The sequence below is a fragment of the Pseudomonas sp. EA_5y_Pfl2_R50 genome, assembly GCF_963970475.1.
In the GTDB taxonomy this organism is placed as follows: Bacteria; Pseudomonadota; Gammaproteobacteria; order Pseudomonadales; family Pseudomonadaceae; genus Aquipseudomonas.
This window is the reverse complement of sequence record NZ_CAXAPT010000015.1, coordinates 121385-147378: the sequence shown is the minus strand read 5'-3', so window position 1 is coordinate 147378 and position 25994 is coordinate 121385. Positions and strand designations below refer to the sequence as shown.

General features: G+C 53.8%; 14 protein-coding genes and 1 pseudogene. 11 read left to right on the top strand and 4 right to left on the bottom strand.

The features are described 5' to 3' along the window. The 8 genes and pseudogenes from AACY19_RS23330 to AACY19_RS23295 form a co-directional block, all read left to right on the top strand. A pseudogene (locus tag AACY19_RS23330) lies at positions 1–126 on the top strand (Hcp family type VI secretion system effector); the annotation flags it as partial. 126 nt (positions 127–252) lie between these two features. Further along, positions 253–3159, top strand: a complete 2907-nt coding sequence (locus AACY19_RS23325) for a type VI secretion system Vgr family protein (protein ID WP_339453958.1) — start codon at positions 253–255, stop codon at positions 3157–3159. Continuing rightward, complete coding sequence (locus AACY19_RS23320; RefSeq protein ID WP_339453957.1) at positions 3156–7895, top strand: RHS repeat-associated core domain-containing protein; 4740 nt, start codon at positions 3156–3158, stop codon at positions 7893–7895. The genes AACY19_RS23325 and AACY19_RS23320 overlap by 4 nt, the downstream gene beginning before the upstream one ends. A 12-nt stretch (positions 7896–7907) precedes the next feature. After that, on the top strand, positions 7908–8336 hold the full coding sequence (locus AACY19_RS23315; RefSeq protein ID WP_339453956.1) for an NTF2 fold immunity protein: 429 nt from the start codon (positions 7908–7910) through the stop codon (positions 8334–8336). 323 nt (positions 8337–8659) lie between these two features. Beyond that, positions 8660–8923, top strand: a complete 264-nt coding sequence (locus AACY19_RS23310) for a PAAR domain-containing protein (RefSeq protein ID WP_095191119.1) — start codon at positions 8660–8662, stop codon at positions 8921–8923. Positions 8924–9396: 473 nt separating this feature from the next. Continuing rightward, the gene (locus AACY19_RS23305; RefSeq protein ID WP_339453955.1) at positions 9397–11379 is read left to right on the top strand and encodes an ATP-dependent nuclease; all 1983 of its coding nucleotides are present in this window, start codon (positions 9397–9399) and stop codon (positions 11377–11379) included. 2 nt (positions 11380–11381) lie between these two features. Then, entirely contained in the window at positions 11382–13292 is a 1911-nt protein-coding gene (locus AACY19_RS23300) for an ATP-dependent helicase (protein WP_339453954.1), read from the top strand. Between the two features lie 104 nt (positions 13293–13396). Continuing rightward, complete coding sequence (locus tag AACY19_RS23295) at positions 13397–14431, top strand: NotI family restriction endonuclease (RefSeq protein WP_339453953.1); 1035 nt, start codon at positions 13397–13399, stop codon at positions 14429–14431. 5 nt (positions 14432–14436) lie between these two features. Here AACY19_RS23295 and AACY19_RS23290 read toward each other — a convergent pair whose 3' ends face one another. Both AACY19_RS23290 and AACY19_RS23285 read right to left on the bottom strand, forming a co-directional pair. Beyond that, the gene (locus tag AACY19_RS23290) at positions 14437–15768 is read right to left on the bottom strand and encodes a DNA cytosine methyltransferase (protein WP_339453952.1); all 1332 of its coding nucleotides are present in this window, start codon (positions 15766–15768) and stop codon (positions 14437–14439) included. A gap of 81 nt (positions 15769–15849) precedes the next feature. Further along, the gene (locus tag AACY19_RS23285; RefSeq protein WP_339453951.1) at positions 15850–16416 is read right to left on the bottom strand and encodes a tyrosine-type recombinase/integrase; all 567 of its coding nucleotides are present in this window, start codon (positions 16414–16416) and stop codon (positions 15850–15852) included. Positions 16417–16890: 474 nt separating this feature from the next. Here AACY19_RS23285 and rdrA point away from each other — a divergent pair, with 474 nt between their 5' ends. From rdrA to AACY19_RS23270, 3 genes are all read left to right on the top strand, one after another. Continuing rightward, a complete protein-coding gene (gene rdrA / locus AACY19_RS23280; protein WP_339453950.1) occupies positions 16891–19524 on the top strand; it encodes an antiviral RADAR system adenosine triphosphatase RdrA in 2634 nt (877 codons plus the stop codon). Continuing rightward, on the top strand, positions 19524–22205 hold the full coding sequence (gene rdrB / locus AACY19_RS23275; RefSeq protein WP_339453949.1) for an antiviral RADAR system adenosine deaminase RdrB: 2682 nt from the start codon (positions 19524–19526) through the stop codon (positions 22203–22205). Before rdrA ends, rdrB begins: the two co-directional genes overlap by 1 nt. 135 nt (positions 22206–22340) lie before the next feature. Beyond that, positions 22341–24008, top strand: coding sequence for a hypothetical protein (locus AACY19_RS23270; RefSeq protein WP_339453948.1), 1668 nt, complete (start codon positions 22341–22343; stop codon positions 24006–24008). A gap of 323 nt (positions 24009–24331) precedes the next feature. Here the strand turns inward: AACY19_RS23270 and AACY19_RS23265 are convergent, their stop codons facing one another. Beyond that, positions 24332–24775 (bottom strand): DUF3291 domain-containing protein, encoded by a 444-nt coding sequence (locus tag AACY19_RS23265; RefSeq protein ID WP_339453947.1) that lies wholly within the window; start codon positions 24773–24775, stop codon positions 24332–24334. Positions 24776–25057: 282 nt separating this feature from the next. After that, positions 25058–25993 carry an N-acetyl-gamma-glutamyl-phosphate reductase gene (gene argC / locus AACY19_RS23260; RefSeq protein WP_339453960.1) on the bottom strand — a complete coding sequence of 312 codons (936 nt, stop codon included), beginning with the start codon at positions 25991–25993 and terminating at the stop codon, positions 25058–25060. Position 25994: the final 1 nt, after the last annotated feature.

The window sequence follows — 25994 nt, the reverse complement described above, 5'->3', positions numbered from 1 at the left end:
CAGGACCCGGGCAACGCGCACTTCACCCACCTGGAAGAAGTGCAGTTCACCTACCGCAAAATCACCTGGACCCACGAAGTATCCGGTACTTCGGGTTCCGATGACTGGCGTGCTCCAGTCGTTTAATCGCGACTGATTGTTGTACCCCTCGGCCGGTTTCGCCGGTCGGGGCGGATTCACTTCTAAAGAATTTTCGACAATTGCCCTTTAACGGGCTATTGCGCGTCGCAGCACTGCGCGAGGGACAAGGGAATGTTCTCACCGGCCAACCAGCCTCATTTCAATCTGACCGTCGATGGCATCGACAGCGATTTCCAGGTGCTGTCGTTCACCGGTCGTGAGGCCCTCAACACGCCGTTCGAATTCGAGCTGGAACTGGTCAGCGAAAAGGCCTCGATCAACCTCGAAAGCGTGCTGCACAAACTGGCGTTTCTTCAGCTGTCGCCGAGCGGCACCGGCATTCACGGGCTGGTCTACAGCATTGCCCAAGGCGAGGCGGGCAAGCGCCTGACGCGCTACAAGATTTCCCTGCGTCCGCAACTGGCGTACCTCGCGCACCGGGTCAACCAGCGCATCTTCCAGCAGATGACCGTGCAACAAATCATCAGCCAGGTCCTGGAAGAGCACGGCATCCTCGCCAGCGACTACCACTTCCAGCTCAGCGCGATTTACCCCGAGCGCATTTACTGCGTGCAGTACGACGAGTCGGACCTGGATTTCATCCAGCGCTTGTGTGAGGAAGAAGGTATTCACTACCACTTCCAGCACACGTCCAGCGGCCACAAACTGACCTTCGGCGATGACCAGACAGTGTTCCCGAAACTCGCGCCAGTGGCCTATCAGCAGGACTCCGGACTGGTCGCCGACAAACCGGTGGTCAAGCGCTTCGGCCTGCGTCTGGCCACCCGCACCAGCCGCACCACGCGCCGCGATTACGACTTCGTCAAACCGAAGATCGAGCTGGAAAGCGATGCCAAAAGCAGCGCGCAACCGGACCTCGAAGACTACGATTACCCGGGCCGTTTCGTCGATCGCGAGCGCGGTAAACACCTGGCCAATCGCGCGCTGGAACGCCATCGCAGCGACTACCGTCTGGCCGAGGGCAACAGTGATCAGCCGATTCTGGTCAGCGGGCATTTCCTCGCCCTGATCGAACACGCCAATCCGACCTGGAATGATCTCTGGCTGCTCACCGAAATCTTCCACGAAGGCAAGCAGCCGCAGGTGCTGGAAGAGTCGGTGACCAGCGACACCACCGACCTCAAGGACGATTTCCACCAGGGCTACCGCAACCGCTTCAGCGCAATCCCGTGGGACGTGCCGTACCGTCCGCCGCTCGATCACCCGAAACCAAAAGTCCTCGGCACACAAAGCGCGGTGGTCTGCGGCCCTGAAGGCGAAGAGATCTACTGCGACCAGTACGGCCGGGTGAAGGTGCAGTTCTTCTGGGACCGCGAAGGCAAGCACGACGACATGACCAGTTGCTGGATGCGCGTGGCGTCGAGCTGGGCAGCGGAAACCTTTGGCTCGATCAACATCCCGCGGGTCGGCATGGAGGTGTTGATCACCTTCCTCGAAGGCGATCCCGACCAGCCGCTGATCACCGGTTGCCTGTACCACGGCGCGAATCTACCGCCGTACAAGCTGCCGGATTTCAAGACCCTGGCCACGGTCAAGAGCAAGGAATACAAGGGCAGCCGCGCCAACGAACTGCGCATCGACGACACCACCAGCGAGATCAGCATTGCGCTGCGCAGCGACCACGGCGCGAGTGCGATCAACCTCGGCTATCTGACCCATCCACGCCCTAGCGGTGGCCAGCCGCGCGGTGAAGGTTTTGAGTTAAGAACCGACCGCCACGGTGCGGTGCGTGCGGGTGCGGGTCTTTTGATCACCACTGAGCCGCGTCCGAACGAATCCAAGCACCACAAAGACTTGCCTGAAACCGCTGAACGCCTCGCGACGGCCAGCGATCAGCAGGACGGATTCGCCGTTCAAGCCAAAGAGCTTCAGGCCCAGGAAGCCGGCGATCAGGACGACGTTGCCAAAGCGCTGCACGCCCAGCACCAAGGCGTACTCGGCAGCGGCCCCGCCAACCTCACCGCCAACGAATTCCCCGAGTTCACCGAACCGCATCTGGTCCTCGCCAGCCCGGCCGGCATCGCCCTGACCACTCCGCGCTCCAGCCACATCGCCACCGGCGAACACTTGGCCCTGAGCAGCACCGGCCACACCAGCCTGTCGATCGGCAAACGCCTGTTGGCCAGCGCCAGTCGCGGCATGCGCCTGTTCGTGCAGAGCATGGGCTGGCGTCTGGTCGCGGCCTCCGGCGACATCGATGTGCGCGCACTGAAGGACAGCATCAACCTGCTGGCCAAACTCAACATCACTGCCAATGCCGACCGCATCACCATCACCGCGAAAACCGAACTGGTGATCCAGGGCGGCGGCAGCGCCACCACCTACAACGCCGGCGGCATCACCCACGCCACCAGCGGCCCGTACACCGCGCACGCGGCGAACTTCGCCTACACCGGCGCAAAAAGCCTCGCCGGCGTATTCCCGGAACCGCCGAAACCGGGCAAGGGCAATCTGGAACTGTTCAACCAGTACGCCGGGCGCCAGGGCATCAAGGAAGGCGACTACGAAGTCATCGACGCCCTGGGCAAAAGCATCAAGGGCAAGCTCGACGCTAAGGGTTTCGCTAGCGTCTCTGGCGCCGCACCGGGGCCAGCGCGTGTGTTGTTCGGCAAGGATCCGGCAGACACCTGGAGCGATGGCAGCTACATCGGCAAGCCGGAATGGCCGTTGAATCCACCAGGCGCGGAAGACGTGCCGAGTCAGGTGCAAGCAATGGTCGCTCAAGTGTTGCCGAGCAAGAACTGGGACATGCTGGAGAAGGGTAAGGACATGGCACAAACAGGGATGAGTGCGATGCAGACCGCGCAGGGCGCAATGCAAACGGCGCAGCAGGTGAAAGGCGCTGTGCAGGGCGGAGTGGCTGGATTGCCGAAACTGGCGAGTGCCGCCATGCCGAGTGCGTCGAGCATCCTCGGCGCAGCAAGCAAGGGCGGACAGCTACCGACGCTTCCCGCGCCAACGCTTCCAAAACCTTCCTTGAAAACCCCAGGCTTGTTGGCGGGTGAGATGCTGTCATGACCACTGAAATCGTAAAACGTGAACCTCAGGTTGCCATCGTTCCACTGAACGCCATCGACATCCAGGACGTTGCCAGCAGCGCAGCGACCTTCGATGCCTGGTTGCAATCAGCCACGGATGGCGTGGTCACCCTTGATCGGATCAAGAACGTCGCCGGCGCCTTACCCGTGGTGGGCAACATCATGGCGTTGGTCGATGCGCTGGGTGACATCGTCACCCTGTCGAATGCCCAGAAGCGCGACCTGCTGGCGTGGGCCAGTCTGGGCATCAATCTGATCGGTGTATTGCCATTACCGCCGGCCATGGCGGCGGCGCGCATGACCCTGCGCCCGACTTTGTTTCTGGTACGCCAAGAGATGAAGGCCACCAGCAAAATGCTGCTCAGTGCATCCGTGATCGAGGTGCTGGTCGGGCACCTGAACGCCTCTATCATGGGCACCCTCGACGACTTCGTTGAACAGGCCAAGGGCAAGTTGCCGGGGATTCTTGCGGACGCTGGCAAGCTCGGTGAAGAGGTCATCAATGAGATTGCCGCGGGCATCGAGGCGGTCGCTTTCGGCAATCTGGATGCCAAAGGTGATCTGAATGCGGCCAGCGCCCAGGCAAGCGCAGCAGTCGATCAATTCAAGAATGATCCGCTGGCCTCATTCAGCAATGTTTTCGGGGCTGCCGCGAGTGCTTATAAAGCGGCTGGCAAGGGCCTTGCCAACAGCGTGGCGCAAAATCTGGTGCCCGATGACTTCAAGAAAAACGTCTGCGAAGAAACCAAAAAACTGCGGGTAATGGGCCCGGAGCTGCGCACCCAACTGAGCAAACTCGACGATGAGTCGGTGCAGAACTCCATTGGCTGGTTGCTACTGATCCTCTCCAGCGCCGTTACCCTGTGGCGCAAGCGCAATGCCCATGGTCAGAGCGCCGCGGTCCATCCAGACAAGACTGGACAGGCAAAGCACACGGCGGTCGATGGTCAATTGGGAGCCACTGGTCAACAGGCTCCTGCGAAAGGCGCGCCCGAGCCGAAGAAAAACGGCGCCTGCACGGGCACATGCAACAGCATCAGTTTTGCCTTGGGTTCTGAAAGACTCAGTCATACGGATTTCAGTTTGCCGGGGCCTTTCCCTGTCGAGTGGACGCGCATATACAACTCACGCCTCGACGCCTACGATCACAGCGAACTCGGCGCTCGCTGGATTTCTGAATTCACCACACGCTTTGACTGCATTGACGATGGTCTGATGTTCTATGGCGCCGATGGCCGCGAGCACATCTATCCATTGCCCAAACTCGGCCTGTTTCACTCCGATGCCATCGAAAACATCACGCTGGTTCGCAGTGGTGAAGACCAGTTGCTGTTGTGCCGTGGCTTCGAACGCAAAGAAACCTACGTCCGCCATGGCCAGCGCTTCGTGCTGACCAATATTTCTCTGCGCAACGGCGCCGGGATCATGCTGCATTACGAGCATCGCCATGGCGAACAATCGGTGCTTTCCGACCTGATCACCTACCAGGAAAACGACATCAACAAGGTGCACCTGCACCTCGGCACGATGATCGACGATCACGGCCGACTGATAGGCCTTTGGCAAATCGTTGACGGTGCCCCACTGCGACAACTCTGTGCTTACCAGTACGACGCCTATGGCGACCTGATTCGGGCGCAGGATGAGAACGGCGCAGTCTGGTTGTATCAATACCAGCATCACCTGATTACGCGTTATACCGACCGCACCGGTCGCGGCATGAATCTGGAGTGGGACGGCCAAGACGCCAAGGCCAAAGCCGTGCGCGAATGGGCCGACGACGGCAGCTTCGACACACGTCTGGAGTGGGACGAAAACATTCGTCTGACCTACGTCACCGACGCGCTCGGTAACGAGACCTGGCACTACTACGACATCCTTGGCTACACCTACCGAATTCGCTACGCGGATGAGCGCTCAGAGTGGTTCTTCCGCGACGACGCGAAAAACATCGTGCGTCGCGTGAATGCCGATGGCAGCACGGATCGCTACTTTTACGATGAGCGCAGCAACCTAGTCGAACATATTCGCGCCGATCACACGGTGATGCATTACGCCTACGACGATCAAGACATGCTGATCAAAATCAGTGATGCCGAGGGTGGTCAGTGGCAGCGCGCCTATGACGATCAAGGTAATCTGGTTGAAGCGCTCGATCCGCTCGGCAACAAAACCGAATACGCCTACAACAAGACCGGCCAGCCCACGGCGATCAAGGATGCCAACGGCAACGAAAAGACCCTGGATTACAACGACGCCGGGCAACTCGTCGAGTACGTCGATTGCTCGGGCAAGACCAGTGCCTGGGAATACAACGAACTGGGGCAGATGATCTGCTTCACCGACGCTGCTGGGAACACCACCGAGTACGAATACAAGGCTGGCCAACTGGTGCTGATCAAGCACCCGGACAAGACCGAGGAACGCTTTGAGCGCGACGCCGAAGGTCGACTGTTGGCGCATGTCGATGGTCTGGATCGCTGCACCACCTGGAGTTATACCGCTGCCGGTTTGATCGCCGAACGCGTGGACGCTGCCGAGCAAACCCTGCGCTATCGCTGGGACCGCCTCGGTCAGCTATTGGCGCTGGAAAACGAAAACGAACAACGCGCGCATTTCCATTACGATCCGGTCGGACGCCTGTTGGAAGAAGGCGGCTTCGACGGCCGCACCACACGCTATCAATACGATGCGCAAACCGGTCGCCTTGCCCAATCGATCAATGGCAACCGTGTGATCTCGGTGAGCTTCGACTCGATGGGCCGCTTGACCGAACGTCGCGCCACCCTGGGCGAGCAGTCGCAAAGCGAAACCTTTGCCTATGACGGCAACGGCAACATGGTACTGGCCGACAACGCCGACAGCCGCCTGCAATGGTTTCACGATCCTGCCGGCAACCTGCTGCGCGAACACCAGCATTACCTCGGTCTGGAAAAACCTACGGTCGCAATCTGGCAGCACGAGTACGACGTGCTGAATCATCGTGTTGCTACCGTGCGCCCGGACGGCCACCGCGTCAGTTGGTTGACCTACGGCAGCGGCCACCTGCTCGGTCTGCGCCTGGACGACCACGAACTGATCGGTTACGAGCGCGACGACCTGCACCGCGAAGTCGCCCGCCATCAAGGCAACCACCTGCTGCAAACTCAAAGCTGGGACCCTGCCGGTCGCCTCCAAGAGCAACTGCTGGGCCGCAGCGACGACAAATCCACACTGCTCAAACGCGAATACACCTACGACGCTGCCGGCCAACTGACCGACATCAACGACAGTCGTCGTGGCCCGCTCGCCTATCGTTACGATCCCGTCGGTCGACTGCTCAGCGCTACCACACGTCAAGGCGTGGAAACCTTCGCCTTCGACCCGGCCGGCAACCTGCTGGACGACAAGGCAACGGAAATTCGCCGCCCACTGGACCTGACCCCACCGCGCAGCAAACTGGTCGACAACTTGCTGCGCGAATACGCCGGCACCCACTACGATTACGACGAGCGCGGTAATCAGATCCAGCGCTGGCACAACGGTCAATGCAGTGATCTGCAGTGGGATTTGTTTGATCGACTGGTGCATTTCGAAGACTCGCGCCTGAGCGTGGATTTCGCCTACGACGCACTGGGACGCCGCCTGCACAAAAACTCCCGCGCCCACTACAAACAGCGTCCTGAAGCAGGCTCTCTCTGGAACCGCAACGAGCACGCCCGCAAACAACGTGAACTGGGCTGCGGCTTCACCTTGTACGGCTGGGACGGCGACAACCTCGCCTGGGAAAGCAGCCCGGCGCAGAGCGATGGCGAACCGGGTCGCACGGTGCACTACGTCTTCGAACCGGGGACTTTTGTCCCTGTTGCACAGGCTGTAAGGCACGCGCCAATCGATCTGATTGGGCTGCCGGATTACAGCGGTGAGTACAGTCTGGATGAGGACCCGTTGTGGAATCACAAGGCCACGGCATTACCGTTTGAAGCGTTGGCCTGGTATCAGTGCGATCACCTCGGCACCCCGCAAGAGCTGACTGATTCACAAGGCAACATGGCGTGGATCGCGCAGTACAAGGCGTGGGGGCAGGTGACGGAACAGCGTTCGGAATGGGCGCGGCAGCATGGGGTGGTGAACCCGATCAGATTCCAAGGGCAGTATCACGATCATGAGACAGGGCTGCATTACAACCGGTATCGGTACTATGATCCGGGGGTTGGTCGGTTCATAAGCAAAGATCCGATAAGTTATACCGGAGGCATTAACCTTTATGCCTATGCAGCGAATCCGGTTGAGTGGGTGGATCCATTGGGCCTTTGGGGCTCAAACCCGATAACAAAATATCGTCACAATGAGAACGGATCGCTGAAGAGCGTAACCGCGAAAATTCGACCTGAAGATTTGGGAACTGGGACAAATACCAACACCAGTTCACGGGGGTTTGCGCGTAACTTGGGCTGTAATACGGACGACGCTGGCCATGCCATCGGAAATCGACTGGGTGGAAGCGGTGGTAAGGGGAACATTTTTCCTCAAGCCCCTAGTGTTAACCGTGGTGAGTTCCGTGACTTTGAGGGAGATATTGCCGAAGCTGTTAAAGGCGGTAGTAACGTAATAGTACGTGTCACCCCTCAGTACGATGAAGGCGCCACTCGACCTCATTCTGTTTTGTACCAGGCGAGAGTTGACGGGAATACTGAAAGTCGGCTATTCCACAACCCTTGTTCGTGCGATTGTTGATAGGAGCGTTTTATGTCACCTAGTGAGCGATTACAAAATTTTCTTTCGCAGATGCATGAGTGGGAGGTGGGATTTCATGCCGAGAAGCGATGCGACGCATATAAGACTGATTCGGGGTATCGGACTAAGGCGAATGAAGCAGCAAAATCAAGGTTGGAAGCGATATTCTCTGAAAATCTGAGTGTGAAAGCTTCAATTGCTCTTGGATCAGCAAGGCTCGATACATTAGGTACTGGACAGCCTCCGGAGTATGAACAGACCATTTTGACTGATACCGAAGAACAGCTAGATAAGGAAACGAATATTCAGGCAGTCAGAAAAAAAGGGCTGAAACAACGTTATCGATACACCGTGATCGTAGAGCGTGGTGAACCAAAAATTGATGGGGTTAGCGTTTGGCGCGCTAGCAGTGAGAAATGGGAGCGTCGTCATGCGATTTAGCCCGAAACCGGTCTCTGAAGAAAATCACCTGTGCACGAGTTGATGTAAGTCAGTGCTTGGTGAAAATATCTATCCAGATCAAGGTAATTACTGAACACGACGACCCGGTCGAGTTATTTGAATCAGAAGCTTTGGAACTTGCAGAAGTACATCGAAAATTTGCCGCTCTTCTCTCGGACTAACTAGTTGTCTGCAGCACCTGTGGTCTGTCGTCTTTGCAGTTGATCACGACGAGAGGGTTGAATGGAGTTGCCGTGCTCGATAAACGCGGACTGAGCCCGAATGAGTGTGAGCTAGCGACCAATAGTCAAAGGAGGGACGAAATGAAAGACGCAATTCGCTTGGGCGACTCCACCACCCACGGTGGAAAAGTCCTCGAAGCCTTCCACCAGACCGACCTCAACGGCAAGCCGATCGCCGGGGTCGGTCACAAGGTCAGTTGCCCGTTGTGCAAAGGGATATTCCCGATTGCCGAAGGCAGCAGCACCTACACCGTCGATGGCACCCCCATCGCGCTCGACGGCATGAAAACCGCCTGCGGGGCCGCGTTGATTGCCAGTGGCCCGAAAGGGGCTGTCGTCAGCTAGTCCGGTTTTTTTTGATGCGTGCCTCTGAGAGGTGGCTTTTTGTCGCCCTCTCGTTGAAGCCTTGACCTTGTTTCCTCCAGACCCGGGCCTTGCTGGCGGGTGAGGTGCTGTGAATGACCACTGTGTTGGCGCTGGTGCGACTTTGACCCAAACTACTGATTTTGACTGACCCATATTCAGCAGCTGAAATCCCGCGCAAGGCCATCGTTTACTGAGTATTTCGGGTGGGTCAATGAATTCCGGCAGTCTGGGTCAAAGTCGCACCAGCGCCAAAAATTAAGGGTGTTCTCGGCTGCTGTTCGGGGGCCTGGAATCAGCTTGCTGCTCTCACGCGGTTAGCCCGACGTTTTGGCCAGACAAGCGAAAATGGCACAAAAATCCGGGTTCAAGGGCTGTGCGCGAACTATTACTGCGTTAACCTCGCCCAATAGTAACGAGCATGTGTGCCTGTTACCGCATTGAGGAGGGAACCTGTGCGCATCGAGTCGATCACGATATCTGGCTTTCGCTGTTTCGGCCCGAATGAGATTTCCATTCCAATCTCAGATGAGATCACCACAATCGTTGGCCCTAACGCTGCGGGTAAAACTGCGCTTCTGCAGGCTATGTCGAAGCTGTTTGGGGTAACGCGGGCGCAGCGCACCGTATCACTTTCGGATTTCCACCTAGCTCCTGGAGAGGATCCTGAGAGCCGCGATTCAAAAGAGCTCTTCATCGAGGCGATCGTTGCCTTCCCGGAATTGTTGGACGGGTCTGCAACCGCGGAAACCATCGCCCCTTCATTTAGGCACATGCTGATTACGAGAGCTGCCCAGGCGCCCGTTTGCCGAATGCGGCTTGAAGCACAGTGGGATGACGACGGTACGCTTGAGGGCGAGGTGTCACAGAATCTTTTTTGGATCGATTGCTTAGATGACGAGCCCGCAGAGGACAAATACCAACCGGTGGCAGTGACCGATCGGGGCCTCATACAACTTTATTACACCCCGGCAAGTCGAGACGCCGCCGGCCAAATCCGAGCAACTGCCGGTACGCTGGCCGCACGTCTCCTGAGGGCCATTGAATGGTCCACCGACACCGAAGACAAAGTGCAAGAGGCGACTGAGAGCCTGACCGCTGCGTTTGAAGGCGAGTCTGCGATCACCGCAATCACCGAGGCTCTGCAAACACGCTGGGCAGACCTGCATGACGACGCTTCCAATACCAAGCCTAGGCTCAGTCTGGTGAGCCGACGGTTTGAGGAAGTGATCAACAAGATCGCGGTCATATTTGAGCAGGGACCTGACGGGCGAGAAAGAGGTATTGAAGCCCTCAGCGACGGACAGCAGTCGCTATTTTATTTTGCATTGGCCGCCGCCGTTTTTGACCTAGAGCGCGAGGTCGTTGAAGGTTCTGTGGCCGGATTTCGAGAGGATGCACTCCATATTCCCGCTCTCACACTGTTTGCTCTTGAGGAACCAGAAAACCACCTTTCACCCTACTTTCTTGCTCGCATCATCCGACAGGTTCGATCGTTGACTGAGGCCAGCGGTGCGCAGGCCATAATCACGAGTCATTCGCCGGCGGTTCTTAGCCGAGTCGAGCCAAGCGAGGTCCGTTACTGCCGCTGTAACGCAAAGACGCGCATATCTAATGTGAAGCGAATTGAGCTGCCAACTGATGATGTGGAGGCCAGCAAGTTTGTGCGTGGTGCCATATTGGCCTATCCCGAGCTTTACTTCGCACGGTTTGTCCTGCTCGTTGAGGGTGATTCGGAAAGAATCGTCCTTCCTCAACTCGCTGAAGCGCTTGACCTCCTCATCGATCCTGCTTTTGTCGCGATCGTCCCTCTAGGAGGGCGACACGTCCAATATTTCTGGCGCTTGCTTAAGGGGCTAGGTATTCCTTACGCAACTCTTCTGGACTTGGATCTCGGTCGTGATGGTGGAGGATGGGGGCGAGTAAAGACAGCCCTAGAGAAGCTTATTGAGTTCGGTGCCCCCAAAGCCAAATTGCTACAAACATCAACCGGCAGTTTGACCGACAAAGAACTGCAAGGGATGCACGGATGGCGCAATGTAGCAAATCACTCCACTCAGTTGAGCTGGATCAATAGGCTGAAGGAGTACGGGGTCTACTTTTCGGCTCCGCTCGACCTTGATCTCGCAATGCTAAATGCCTTCCCCGATGACTATGCCGCCGTAATTCCTAAAGGGGGTGGTCCACGTATGACCGCAGACAAGGCAGCAGAGGTTGTGCTGGGGACGTCAGGTCCAGGACTTTCTGTATACACTGGACCCTATGAAGATTACCCGGCGTTGTTTCCGAGCTATCGTTACCACTTCCTCACCCATAGCAAGCCAGCCACGCATCTGGCGGCATTGACGCGTGTTAGTAAGGCGAACCTAACCGCAGATATGCCAGCAGTTCTGGCTGAGGTCATTCGACATATTGCAAGCTCCCTGAGGCGAGACTGATCATGGCCGTTTCGTCACGCCGAATAGCTCGGGAGGATTGGAAACCCGTCGGGGTTAAAGCTCTGGAAGCGAATGCGCTGAAGGTGGTTCGTTCGAAAAAGAATCGGTCCGTTATTGCCGGACCAGGCGCTGGCAAGACAGAACTGCTTGCGCAACGCGCCGCCTTTCTCCTTCAGACGGACACTGCGCCATCTCCACGGCGCATTCTGGCTATCAGCTTCAAACGTGATGCGGCATCTAATCTGGCAGCACGCGTACGTCAGCGCTGTCACCACTCCCATGCGAGCCGCTTCGACTCCATGACGTTTGATGCGTTTGCAAAAGGGTTGGTCGACCGCTTCGGTCAGGCATTACCTGACCGCTGGAGGCCAAGACCCGATTACGAGATCACGACTCACACGGAGCGAAATTTTCGCGAGTACCTCCATGACCTTCCACCGCCACCTGAGGTAATCGGAACAAGAAATGATGTGCGTGAGATAGGGTCTAAAACCTTTGAACGTCGGCACCTGCTCGGCTCACCGTTGCGTGTAGAAGGATGGCCAGACCCAACTGTCGCGCAATGGGCGGCAGATGCGTTCTGGCGAATGTCGCTCCACGGCGGTGGCAAAAGTGTGCTGTCTTTCCCAATGATTGGCCGTCTCGCTGAATTGCTGCTGCGAGTCAATCCGATGGCGCGGGATGCCTTGCGCCTCACCTATTCGCATTTGTTCATGGACGAATTCCAGGACACCACCAGGGTTCAGTACGATCTGGTAAACACAATTTTTCAAGGCACAGAAACCATCGTGACTGCTGTCGGAGATAACAAGCAGCAGATCATGCGTTGGGCAATGGCGATGGATGACCCTTTCTCTGCCTTTGATGCTGATTTCGGAGGTGTCCGGACTTCGCTCTTTAACAATTACCGATCTTCGCCGGACTTGGTACGTATCCAGCACGTGTTGGCCCAGGCGTTAGATGTAAAAGCTGTGCAGCCGGTATCTCAGACTGACGGCACAATTGACGGAGAAAGCTGTTCAATTCTCGACTTCCCGAGTCCGAAAACTGAAGCGCGTCAGTTAGCGCAATCAGTAGCGTCATACATTGCCGACCAGAAACTGACTCCTCGAGACTTCGTCATACTGGTTCGACAAAAAGCGGGAGAATATGCCGAACTCTTGGAATCTGCTTTCGCGAACGAAAATCTGGCGCTGCGTAACGAAGCTGGAATGGTCGGCAAAGTAATGCTGCAGGAGCTGATGACAGAGGAAATCTCGAAGTTGGTGGTCAACTTTCTCCGCCTATCAATGACTCCGCGAGCGGGAAGTTATTGGTCGACTTCCCAGAATTGGCTCGCCTCAATGAGAGGGATCGATGCCGATGACTCAATCAGGCAGAGTAGGCTCGCTCGTGTGTTGGACACCTATGCAACCGAACTGGCTGCACGTTACTCCCTCCCCCCGAGAAGTAAGGTGGCCTCACGCGCACTTGTTGACGACATCCTAAATTTCGTGGGTGTAGAGCATGTGATCCGTTTCAACGCCGCCTATGGCCAAGGGAGCTGGCTAGAAAAAGTGTTAGACGCAACGGCGGAACATCTTTTATCCAGCTCGCTCCACAGTAAGGACTGGTCCCACGCCCTCGACATGTACGAAGGCGTGCACGCAATTCCTTTGATGACGATCCACAAGAGCAAGGGCCTTGAGTATCACACCGTTATCTTCGTCGGACTGGATGATGGCGCTTGGTGGAGTTTTTCTCAGGATGAAATTGAGGCCACGGCAGGATTTTTTGTGGCTTTCACCCGTGCTAAACAGCGGGTCATATTCACTTACTGTGCTTCGCGGGGCACACGAACAAAAATTGCGACCCTGTACAAGCTGCTTACTATAGCCGGAGTACAAATTACACCGTATCCCCTAGAAAGCTGACTACTTCCTGTTCACATAAGCGGCATTAATGAGTTGGACGTAATTTTCTAAGAATTTTACAAAGCTCTCGGCCGAAATCGACGGATCTGATAACTTTATGAGCTATGGCCAAATTACCTAGAAAACCAAAAGATCTAACACCTCGCTTCGGAATCGGAGAGTTGTATGGGTACAACCTGACTCAGTTATCAGGTAAAGAAAGGCAGCTACTTGCGGTTGAAAACCTGAAACTGAAGACAGCTCGAACTAAACAACTGTGTCCATTTCAAGCGCGCAAGCAAGATGCTGTTTGCTCAAAGGACGGAGGGGTCTGCTCATTACGTCTTTATTCCTATGCGACCCATCCAGAGACAGGGCGAGCCATGGGGGTTCCTGTCGAAGGTAAACAGGGTGATCTGAGGGCAACGTGTCCAAATCGCTTCCATGAAAACTTAGAGATTTTTAAATGGGTAGGTGAAGCCATTCTTGGTGACCCCGACCCGATGCTCGTTGCTGAAGTTGGATTTTTAGAAGCCGGCGCTACAACAGATAATGAGGGGGGCGAAGACGTAGGCCGGATTGACATGGTGCTTGTCAGCACGAAGACACCGTCAGGGGCTCCTATGGAATGGGCGGCACTGGAAATTCAGGCCGTTTATTTTTCTGGGGATGCCATGAAGGGCGAGTTCGCAGCTTTTAGCGATGCAGAGGTTGATTGGGTTATTTTTCCGGCTGGACGCCGCCGCCCCGACTACCGTAGCAGCGGGCCCAAACGTCTTATGCCGCAGCTTCAAATCAAAGTTCCAACGCTTCGCAGATGGGGAAAGAAAATGGCCGTGGTTGTAGATCGCGCCTTCTTTGACTCTATCGGTGAAATGGATAATGTAAAAGACATCTCGAACGCTGATATCGCATGGTTTGTCGTGCGATTCGAGGAAGTCGAAGGCCAAAACCGTACACGCATTGTTCGTGATGAAGTCCGATACACTACCCTTGAACGTTCAGTAGAGGGTTTAACAGGAGGTAAGGCGGTACCCCTTTCGACTTTTGAAGATCGGATCAGCGATAAGTTTGTCTGGCCTGTTCCAATAGAGCAGGTCGGTGGATCTGACCTGCTTGCTTTTGGTGATTTCGAAAAACTTTTACCAGAGTCAGATTAAGACAATCAGGCGCAGACTTCTTCTTGTGCCTGTGCTACTTCAATGAGCATGTCTTTTTGGTCAGCCAAGTGATTGTCGAGTTGATCCGCGATGGCTTTCGCCATCAGCACAGGGACTGCGTTTCCGACCTGCTCGTACTGTGATACGCGAGAACCTACAAAACGATAGGTGTCAGGAAAAGACTGAAAGCGTGCTGCTTCGCGCACTGTCAGAGTTCGGTCTTGATCAGGTAGAAAAACTGTTCCCCAGTGTGGGTCGCACTTGGTCAACATAGTCCCCGACAAGCCATCGTTATGTAGTCGACCATAGCGTTTTGTATGATCAGACTTGCGGGCGCGCTGCATACCTTTAGGTAAAAGATCGTGGGGGATATCACGCCATGATCCACCGGGCTTTACATGCTTCATACGCTCAGCATTCTGCTTAGATAGCTTGGCGGCAATGTGGTTAAAGGTTTCCTGCGCGCCATTACGCATTGTTTGAGCGTAGGAGCTATGAGCGGTTGACTGATATTGGACAATTTCAGCCCCTTCCCCCATCTCTAAGCGGGGGAGATCACCAATGGCTTCACCAACGCTTACCCATGGCTTGAGGCGGGAGCGGTCACCCTCAGACAGCTGGAACGTCATCGTGCTACCGCCACGGAAATTGGCGCGGCCAACTGCGTAATGAGTGGGCTCAGGATGCTGAACTTCACTAAAGCGGGAGCCCAGAAGGATTAGACGCCAGCGCTCTTGCGGAACACCATAATGAGCCGCGAACAGAATTTTGGCCGTTACGTGGTATCCCAGGTTGGTAAAAATATCGATGATCTGACGGAACACTTTTCCGTCATCAAGAGACAGCAGGCCAGGTACGTTCTCAAAAACGAACGCCTTGGGCAGAAACTCTTCCAGGAAACGCTCATAGTGCCTGAACAAAGCATTCCGTGGATCACTGAGAAAACGCTCTGGGGCGTTAATAGAGAAGCCTTGGCAAGGAGGGCCTCCTACTAGAACATCTAGTTCACCAGGTTCCAGACCGAGAAGATTTCTAACCTCAGCTGGATCCACTTCTTCGATAGTACGGCAGTCTGCAATGGCTTCTGGATGATTGAGCTTGAACGTCTCAATGGCTTCTGGCATCACATCGTTGCCATAGAGGCTGACATACCCCGCTTGTCTAAAGCCCTCAGTGATTCCACCTGCACCACAAAACAAATCGATGGTGCGCAGAGGCTGTTTTTTCTTCCGCGATCCACGAGCTTTTTTGGGCGCGGGTGTCTTGATGGAACTGCCACCTGTACCTACGTAGACTTCGCTGTTTGCTTCGATTGTCATACCATACTCATTAGCCATTGCTTCTACTCCTGTCAGTAGACATTGGTCAGGTGTGGCCAGGGTCGCAATCCCTGGTCGCACCGTTATCTTCTGTTCAGCTCAACGGCGTGGCGCTGCTGGCCACAACCTATCAAACCTTGTTGATTTAGCTGCCGTGTATTGCACGGTGTGCTGGATGTTCTTGTGCCCTAAATAGTCCTGGATCAACCGTGTATCTGCGCCTTGGTTGGCCAGTTCGTACCCGCAAGCGTGGCGCAGCATGTGCGGATGGGTAGCTAGAGGTAAATGAGCCTTCTCGCCATATCGACGAATGGCATCCCAAGCGGTACGCCGATTCAAAGGATTCAGTCTCTCTGAAATGAAAAAAGCATCATTTTCAGGTTGCATTTGAGCCCTCACCCGAAGCCAAGCTTTTACATACTTCAACTCATCTGTACGTAGCGGATGGGTCGTAGATAGGCCTTTTTTAAGGCGATAAACGTATAGGACACGATTCTCAACATCAACTTGCGCTAGGGTCATACCGCAGGCTTCAGAAACGCGCAGGCCATGGCGAAACATGAGCAGTAATAGACAGCGATCACGCATTTCGTGACGACTCTCTTTGGTCGCGGCAATCAAGCGATCTACTTCGATCTGCGTCAGGTGCTTTCGTGGCTCGATCATTTTGTCCAGTCTTCGATGCAAAACAAAACGGCGCGATGTCGCACCGTCCCTTAAAAGGGTAACATCACATTGGACAAAATGAACCCTTTTGTCCTTAGTTCCCTAGGCTTTTCTACCGATTTCATCCAATGACTGGTGACCCGATCGATATGAATCGAATGGGTTGCCACAGCGGTAGCCGATCGAGCTGCCGCAAATGGGTTGCTGGTTTTTTATACAGTATCTATCTGGTTTTTGCCATTGCTGTTCACGTCGATACCGAATTGATCCACCTGCTGACGCAAGACTGATCCAACTTCAAATATGCACAAATCCAATGAAGGCAATGGTTCGCTAGCAGCAGACCTGGGTCAGTGACGTCTCATCTACTGGGTCAATTCGGCGGCGACGCCAACTGATGGCACTGTGATACAGTTTGTGAATGGCCCTACTCTAGCAGCGGCTAATCTTACCCAGGAAAAAATGAGGCATGGAATGTCAATACCTAATACTACAAGCCGTTACATTCCGCTCCATGCACCAGAAACTGCCAACCTAGATGATGAAAGAACTCTGCTGCCATTGGCGGTGTACCACAAATTAGCTGGGTTCATCACTAAAGCTCTTCATACGGTCAATGCTAAAGGGGATAGCACCAAACTCAACGAAATTCGGAGCCACAATGCGGTATCCATTGATGGCGAGCGTGGCACCGGAAAAACTTCAGTATTGGTGAATTTACGCACGTACCTGAAAAGTGCACATGAAGACATCTTAAAGGATATCCATATTCTTGAGCCGGTCGACCCTACACTGCTGGAGGAGAATGAATCCCTTTTCCTGCACATAATAGTGGCGGCGATACTATCGGACGAGGATGTCAAAAATTCACAACGCATCAATCCAGAAAGTTACAAGCAGTTAAACCATGCACTGGATAAACTCGCCCAGGCGCTGGAGTGCGTAGAGGTACAACACGACGAACGCGGTATGGATAAGCTTCGTGCGCTTTTCGGAAATAAGCATTTGGCTGATCGCGTACAGGAGTTTTTCAAGGCCGTTTTGCAGTTATTGGGTAAAAAATTGTTGGTGCTACCGATTGATGATGTAGACACCTCGCTCAATCGTGCATTTGAGAACTTGGAAATTGTACGACGTTATCTGACCACACCTTACGTACTACCGATCGTCAGTGGGGATCGCGAGCTGTATCGTGAAGTAACATGGCGAGACTTTCATGGTCGCTTGACCAAGGATTCAAAGTACAACCCGGGGCAGGCATATACTACAGCCGTTGAACTAGCCAATGAGTATCAGCGCAAAGTGCTGCCTTTGCCAGGTCGACTGTTCATGCCACCGGTGAGTGAATACCTGCGCGATCAGGGCATTACGTTGGGTCTGCCAAGTGTCATTTCGCTGCCCAATTTTCATGCTTGGTTGGACATTTTCTTAGCCGGTCCGGTCAATGGTCGCGAAGGTAGTGGCCTGACGCTGCCTATTCCTTCATTGCGTGCGCTTACACAATTCATCAACAGTTGTTCGGAGCTAATCCAAGGCTTGCCACAAGCGGTGCGTTTGGCTGAGAACCCTCTGCAAGTCAAACGTGCCTGGCAAATGCCCACAGTCCGTCTTGACCTAATGAACTTGTTTCATGCCGAACACCAGCGTTTGAATAAAGAAACGAAACGGGAGTTCGGCCCTGCATACAGGTTATTTGCAGAGCAGTCTCACGAACCGATAGATCTCACTGTCGGAGGGTTGGATCAGACGGCGGTATCTAGCTGGGAACGTACTCTGAGTGATTACTTCCAGTACGAACCACAGGCCGGGGCAGTTTATCTAGTGCTACAGGCTTATCAATACTGGCAGCACCTAGCTGAAATCAGTGAAGAGGAACGTAACGGTAGTATTTTCGATACGCCGCTGTTCCAGCCTCTACAACACGAGACTGCTGGGCTAAATCAGTTTATTAAGGAAAATGACTTTTCAGAATGGCAGGTACATTTAGAAGATAAGTTACCGTATGGCTGGTTGTCGAGGTTAGATGCTCAACAAACCCTGTTGCCCTATCCTGTAGCAGAGGTGGGAGTAAATTCGGCAAAAGATTGGAAGTACTGGGAGGTGATTTCTAGGTCTGTGGCAGCTGAAGAGGTTGGAGACAAAGCCTGCTTCTTACTTTCACTACTCACTCACCATAACTATTACACAAATGCTAACCGCAGCATGATGCTGAATATTGGCCGTGTTTTTGAGCTGATTATTGCCAGTCTCGTTGGCCCGGTCAGCCTACAAACCCTGCAAGCCATTGTACAGGATGCACCTTTTCACTCCACCAGTGCTTTGGCGCCTACTAAAACTCTGAATCTTGGGCCTGATGAGGACGACGAGCCTGTAGAAAGTGGTGAGGATGACGTACTGGAAAGGCTGAATCGACAGCTTGAGCTATTGCAGAAAGACATAGAGACTTGGCGTGAACGTCATCAGTTGGACCAAGTAAGGTTCTCACCATGGCTAATCTACAAGGTATTCAACAAGGTATATAGCCAGGTAGCCGAATTTAGAAATGTGCCCAATGGCATGAAGGATGCCGGAAAAGCATTGGATAAAGTGGGTATGGTGTTCCACGCAACTTGGTCGGCCTTTGGAAGCTTTGAAAAGGGCAGGTTGTTCGGTCTCCCGGATGTGGTGGCTACTGTAAATTTGAATTCGCCACACAACTTTGAGCAGAACCCCCATTTCAAGATGAACATCTTGCCGTTTGCTCCGACGACAGGGCAGAAAGGCCAAGACAATCTCGACTCTCTTTCCAAGCGTCAATTTGGTGCTAGCACCCGCACCGCCAGTTTCTTCCTTGCAGATCATCCAATCAGAAGTTGGTTAGAAGAGGTGCTGGCTATTTCGTGGGTTAAAGAAGCAAAAAATGTGAGCGCGAGGGAATGGTTATTTAGCAAGCTAAACGCTACTCCGCCACCTCGCCTGACGTCGAAATTCCTTCAGATCAAGTTACGTAAAATCACAGAAGACGAGCGCCAAAAAATCATCACTGAAATGACCGAGTTATACTCTGGTAGCAGTGAGTTGAAATTGCTGGCGAGCGCGAATCAGGCATTACTGGCTAGTCAAAACTGATGCTGAACCGTTCTCTCACTGAACACGCAACCGGCGGCTTCTATGGAAGCGGTCGGCTTGCAGAGCGGTTGTGGACTGAATTGGTCAGCCCGCAGCAGGGCATGGCGCAAGACAGGTGGCATGCTCTACAAGGGGACTGCTATCAGTTGCTGGTGGACACGCTGGACGCGCACTATCCGCGCCGTTTTCGCTTGAACGATGTTCGCCGGCTAATGGAACGGATGTGCGATGCAAGGCTGTTCATTGAGCCAGAGTTGCCGTGGCTGGATGAGTTGTTCAGTCAACAGCTAATGCGTAATGGGGACATGATTTGCTATCGCGAAACCGAGGTGCAAGCTTATGCACGGCTCGCGGCGGAACTGGACCCTACACTGCTGGTTAGCTGGCATCTGAGTGGTTGGCTGAAGGAGAGCCCGCAGCCAACAGAGGGGGATATCAGTCGTGTCGTCTCAGCGCAGGCACCTTTCTTTGCACCGCCACCTAACCCATTCTTGCCGCATGCTGAAGGGCATGTACATCTTGGGGGCGTTGCGACGGACAGTGCTATTCTTGGCGCCTATTTGCTGAGGGCAGGCGGTTGTGACGGATTGAGGGGCAGCGACAAGGATGGAAACTGGTTAAAGAACGAAAAGCAGCACTTGGACCCGCAGCTAAAACGCATGCGGCAGCTACTGATTCAACTGCTCGAACATTCTACAAGGGACCAGGATATTACCCTGCAGTTGAATGACCCAATGGTTGTCAAAGAAAGGCTTCCGGATTGGGAATTGCTGGCAGCGAGCCACGCTACGGCGACAGTAGGTTCTGCGTCATGGGTATGTGGCCAGTTCGCCCAAGCGATGATGCGCGGATGTGCCAATCACTGGCTCTGGCTGCTGCTCTATCTTTGCTGCCTCTATCGCGATCCGAATCTTTTGCCTTCGTGGCGTGTTGCCATCCTATGCTGGCTGCAAATGTTCAATGAGCTGCGGCGGCGGCTCATTATGGATGGTCAAGGCTTGACCCGTTTTGTTGAGCGCTACTTCCAGGGCCCGTTGAGGCGTGGAGGAGTGTCTCTCTTGCAGGACAATGTACGCCGACTGCTGGTGGGACGTGAGGATGTGGCGGAGGTAAAGGCCATGATCGGAACGTTTTCTTCCAAGTTCGTGAGCAAACTGGCTGGTGCTGTTGCGAATCAAAGCAAGCTTCACGCGACCATTCCGCCTTATATATTTGGCGAGCATGAAATCAGCGTTGAGGGTAGTGCCAGGCATTATCTGAGATCAATGGAGCGTTGGCATTTTTGCGGCCATTTTTCTCGAACTCAAAGGCAAAAGCGGGCTCCAGGTCGAGAATTGGAAAAACTCTGGAAAAGTGCCGACGATTTGCTTACGGGCTTATCGAGGCATGCCGGTTGGGCATTGCCAGAATTTCTAGGCGGTCAGCTAAATCAGCATTTTCAGTTCCATCCCTCACGCTGGTTTCGCGGACTGGACGTTGCCGGCGATGAAAACGATCTACGTATCGAGTGGTTTGCGCCAATACTGCGTTGGCTGCGGCGAGGCTTTTTGTCGCGTCCAGAAGGTGAGCCGGCCAGCAGCGGTTTTCATTTGAGTATTCACGCTGGGGAGGACTATGCCCATCCCTTGTCTGGAATGCGTCATGTCGACGAAACGGTGCGCTTTTGTGAAATGCGCGATGGCGATCGCCTGGGACATGCCTTAGCGTTGGGTATCGACCCCGCACAATGGGTGGCTCGGCAGGGCGAGATGATGCTCCCTTTGGATGAGCACCTGGACAATCTGGTTTGGCTTTGGCATTACGCCACAACATTAAGCGGTCGTTTACCCCTAGCGCAGCAAGTGCTGCCTATCATCGAGCGTCGTATTGCGCGCATCTTCCCCTTCACCCTTTGGCTTGAGCCACCTGAACTGGACGTAGATCAACAGGAAGGCGATAGCAAATCCAGATCAGAATTTGCGACTGTGCCACCTTCGGTACTTTTTCGCGCTTGGTGCTTGCGCCGTAACTGTCATCATCTATGGCAAAAGCTGTACGACGATCAGCCAAGAAACGAGCGCGAGCGGTGTGCTGTGCCAGACGCTGCAGTGATTAACAATCTGTCAGATATAGCCGCGCGCATTTTCCGTTACCGTCATCAGCATATTGCGGCGCTGAAAAAGTTACCATTGGTCGTCGTAAGAGCGGGCGGTGAGTGGGATGGGCAAGCGCTATATGGAGAGCATGCCAAGCCGGTCCGTGGAATCATCAATGATGTAGATACTGCCCAAGAGTTGGAGTTCATGCACGCCCTGCAAGATTACTTAATGGACCAGTATGACGAGATGGGGCTGATCATCGAAACCAATCCGACGTCGAATATTTATATTGCCCGGCTGGAAAACCATAGCGAGCACCCGATTTTTCGATGGAGTCCGCCAGATGAGTCGTTGCTCTCAAAAGGCGGCAAATATAACCGCTATGGTTTGCGGCGTGGGCCTGTTCGGGTATTGGTCAACACCGATGATCCGGGAGTTACGCCAACCACTTTACGAACCGAATTTACACTGCTACGCGAGGCCGCTGTATCGTTGGGTGCAGCCAGAACGGTGGCAGAAGAGTGGTTGGAAAGACTAAGACGTTATGGAATTGAACAGTTCCATAAAAATCATCTTCCGGTTTTTGATGAAAAACAGTCTTAATAGGAAGTTGATTTCTCTATATTACTAAATAGCTAGTATCGAAAACTCTAACTTCATGACTAGCGGCATAGCCCGAAGTGGGCAACGCCTTTAATTTCCACAAAGCCAATCATGGCTTCTTAAAAGGATGTACAGATGCCTATTGAACAATGTTATCCGTTCAATCTCCCTTGGCTTGCCTCCCTCGCTTTCGACTGTTTTGCGCTCGACAAAACTGCCCCAAAATACTTTGGATTCGCCGAGCTCATCAGTGGTCTTGCCTTGACACTGGTCGTTTGGACCGTCGCAGATCTGCGCTACAAATTTCGCATTGACACTGCGGCCCTCCCGGTAAGAAGGGCTTCCGTGGCGATTACTATCATCGTGGGATTTCTGGCGCTGCTGACTGATCATTGGCGTGCGAGCCAATCGCGTGTACCGCTTGGAGATTGGCTGACGCCCGAGTCGTGGCAATTGTTGCTGGGTGGCGGTTTTTTTCTGGTACTGGCCACTTGGCTTTGGTTAGCTTTTTTCTGGCCTGCCAGATTCAACTCCTGGAATGCTAAAAATTTTTCTCGCAGCGTCGAAAGGCGTCTGTTGCGGGGTTCGCCAACCGAGCTGGCTATTGTTGGCGACGAATTGGCGAGATCCGTTTCAAGGATTGTGAACTGCGCGCCGGACAATTGCACCGCAGACCAGATTACAAAGACGCAGGAGCATGCTCTCAGACTAATCATGGCCATGGGCAGTCCGAAGTTCTCTCGGGCGGTGGTCGAGGGATCACCGAGGTTCATCATCAATCTGTTCAACACTGTAGGCAAGCAGAGCAAATACAGTGGTGAGATCAATGTCATCGCGAAGAGCCTCGTCACCGCAGCTATCGAGAATCGGAACTCATTTTTGTACCATGAGCAGGATTTTTACGCGTCGGGATTGGAAGGCATTACCCGTCCCGTAACCACGGCGCTATGCCAAAACCCACAATTGGTCAGGCATATTGATACATTGCTCAGTCCTGAGTATTCGCGCCGCAAACCTTGGGACATTGATCAGTGGAAGGCATATTTTCGTCTGGTACTCCAAGCGTTCACTGTCCACGTGGGAGCAGGCGCCGCTTCAAAACCGAACTCTTTGCATTGGGCCTATCTACAAATCGAGGGTATCTACTCCGACATTACTGAAGACCTTCAGTTAACAGATTTGAGGTTCAACGATGACCTCGACCTACGACTACGTACCCTGGGCACGCTGATTCAAGACATGGTCAAAGTGCTGGATGACCTTGATCAGGAAGGCAAGACTTACGTTGAGCACGCCTCGGAAGATATTGCACGCATCATATTCTCTCTAATTGAAGCAGCTTCGTCAGTCCGTAAGCCTCGTAGGGTATCCAGAAAAATTCAGTACACGCTGATCTGGGACGATATCCTAAACTCAAGTGAACTACGCACTGCGGCAGGCGGAAAAATCCTAAAGCTGGTCCACTCGATGTTATGGAACTCAATAGTAAAGGCACCAAACCTAGACAGCGTCAGGTTGATGGGATATTGCCTTAACGTCATGGGATTCAAACCGTCTGAAAAGGACGAAGGATACGGCTCGGCTTGGCGCGATCTGCATATTGATTTCATCGCTTGGGTTATGCGGAATATCGCCTCTCTGCTAAAGGCTTATCCAGATATGGCCCGTGAATGTTTTGTCGATGGCATGTCCTACGATGAGAAGAGCAGCCGCTTAGTGATTCACTATGCAAAAGAAGGTGGTGGCGAGGGTAGCTATGAGTATCTTGAGGTTGATCCACAGACTGAGCACGACTCTGCTTAACAGAACCGCCTGGCAGTCGCCGAACGTCCTCTCGCAGCACGCGTTGCTATGTCCCGTTCTACGTGGGATCAACTATTGTGTGAAGCGAGTAGGTTTTTCTCATTTATTAAGTAAATCCCGGTAGGCGGAATCACAAAAAAGCTGATCTTTTATCAGTGTTTGTTGAGGCTCCTGAATCATCTATTCTGTGAACCTACACCGCGCGCGCGATCCGGTGTGTGTTGCCGAAACCAAGAAAGGCCTGCATAAGCAGGCCTTTTTTATGGGCGTCGGAGTAATGAACCACTAAACCCTGAATTTCTTGCAGCGGCCCGAGGCAATGTTCAACTCAATACAATCGGGGATTCACTCGATTTCAAATCAAACGCTTCGCGCGACGCTCCGATTTCCCAAAGCAACTGCAAGCGTTCATGGGCTTCGTGCAATGTCGGAATATGACCTTCATTCACCCACCACATCACTACCCGTGGTTTGCTGATAGGCAGGAACCACTCCGCACCTCTCACACGAAAGTCGTTGTGCGGCGTTTTATACAAGAAATCTTTCAAGGCCGCCGGGCTCTTCCACAGCGAAAGCGTATAAAGATACCCTTCTCCCCACCGCTCATCGAGAAGCTGTTGGTTGTCCTGAACTTCCCGCCATATAAAGCCGGGATGTGCGTCGGCGAGGCCATTTACATAGGCGGTAGAAGAATAAAAACCGTCCATGCGTGGATCGGACTTTGGATACTTTGGTTTGACCAGATCAAACTGCGCAAGAATAGCCATTGACTGTTAATCCTTTAATAAGGCTAGAGGCTGGTAAACATCAAGTAGTTTCGATTGAGGTTTTAATTTTTTATGGGCGAGCGGAAACATCCAGGTTACTTTTAAGTAATCAGTTGGTCGTTATTTTTCGAGATATCAGTACGCGGCTATATTAAAGTTAAAGGGCGTGAACTATTACTTTTTAAGTTCGAGGCGACATGAATATGTCATCTATAAGCTGTTAATGCTGGAATCTGCCCTGTCACCGCTGGCGTGGCCGGGTGACAGGGAGATTCGCTTGCATCAAGCCTGACCGTTCAACATCAAATTGAGGTTCTGTACTGCCGCGCCGGATGCGCCCTTGCCGAGGTTGTCGTACACCGCAGCAAGCAGTACCTGGCCCGACTTCTCATCCGAGAAGACATAGATGTCCAGACGGTTGGTGTCATTCAGGTATTCCGGGTCCAGTTGCGTCACGGTCTTGACCTGATCCAGCGGAACAACCTTGATGAACTCGGAATCGGCGTAATGATTGCTGAGGCAGGCGTGGATCTGCTGCACCGAGGCGCCAGCGGGCAACAAGCGCAGATGCAGCGGTACGTACAAGACGATGCCCTGGCGGTACTTGCCATAGCCAGGCGTGAAGATAGGCCGATGTTCCAGCAATGCCTCAGCCATCATCTCAGGGACGTGCTTGTGGTTGAGGTTCAGGCCATAACCCCGATACGGAGCGTCCGTGTGTTGCGGATGATCCGGGATTTCATAGGCGTCGATCAGCGATTTGCCAGAACCGGAATATCCGGAAATGGCATGCACATTGACCGGGTAATCCTTGGGCACCACCCCCGCTTCCGTCAACGGACGCAGTAGTGCGATAGCGCCCGTCGGGTAGCATCCAGGATTGGATACACGCTTGGCTGTCGTGATGATGTCAGCCTGACCTGCGGTCAGTTCGGGCAAACCGTACACCCAGCCAAGTGTGGTGCGGTGGGCAGAACTGGGATCAAGTACACGTACCTTTGGATTTTCGATGAACGACACCGCTTCAACAGCGGCATCGTCCGGCAGGCAGAGAATCGCGACATCACAGGTGTTAAGTGCTTCAGCCCTTTTTACCGGGTCCTTGCGATCGGCATAGGGTAACTGCAAAAGCTCAATATCCGTGCGACCGTTCAGACGCGAATGTATCTGAAGTCCAGTCGTACCGGCTTCCCCGTCGATAAAAATAAGTGGCTTCATG

Coding starts and splice junctions, on each gene's coding strand:
- AACY19_RS23325 (WP_339453958.1), top strand. CDS start 253: ATGTTCTCACCGGCCAACCAGCCTCATTTCAATCTGACCGTCGATGGC.
- AACY19_RS23320 (WP_339453957.1), top strand. CDS start 3,156: ATGACCACTGAAATCGTAAAACGTGAACCTCAGGTTGCCATCGTTCCA.
- AACY19_RS23315 (WP_339453956.1), top strand. CDS start 7,908: ATGTCACCTAGTGAGCGATTACAAAATTTTCTTTCGCAGATGCATGAG.
- AACY19_RS23310 (WP_095191119.1), top strand. CDS start 8,660: ATGAAAGACGCAATTCGCTTGGGCGACTCCACCACCCACGGTGGAAAA.
- AACY19_RS23300 (WP_339453954.1), top strand. CDS start 11,382: ATGGCCGTTTCGTCACGCCGAATAGCTCGGGAGGATTGGAAACCCGTC.
- AACY19_RS23295 (WP_339453953.1), top strand. CDS start 13,397: ATGGCCAAATTACCTAGAAAACCAAAAGATCTAACACCTCGCTTCGGA.
- AACY19_RS23290 (WP_339453952.1), bottom strand. CDS start 15,768: ATGGCTAATGAGTATGGTATGACAATCGAAGCAAACAGCGAAGTCTAC.
- AACY19_RS23285 (WP_339453951.1), bottom strand. CDS start 16,416: ATGATCGAGCCACGAAAGCACCTGACGCAGATCGAAGTAGATCGCTTG.
- rdrA (WP_339453950.1), top strand. CDS start 16,891: ATGTCAATACCTAATACTACAAGCCGTTACATTCCGCTCCATGCACCA.
- rdrB (WP_339453949.1), top strand. CDS start 19,524: ATGCTGAACCGTTCTCTCACTGAACACGCAACCGGCGGCTTCTATGGA.
- AACY19_RS23270 (WP_339453948.1), top strand. CDS start 22,341: ATGCCTATTGAACAATGTTATCCGTTCAATCTCCCTTGGCTTGCCTCC.
- AACY19_RS23265 (WP_339453947.1), bottom strand. CDS start 24,775: ATGGCTATTCTTGCGCAGTTTGATCTGGTCAAACCAAAGTATCCAAAG.
- argC (WP_339453960.1), bottom strand. CDS start 25,993: ATGAAGCCACTTATTTTTATCGACGGGGAAGCCGGTACGACTGGACTT.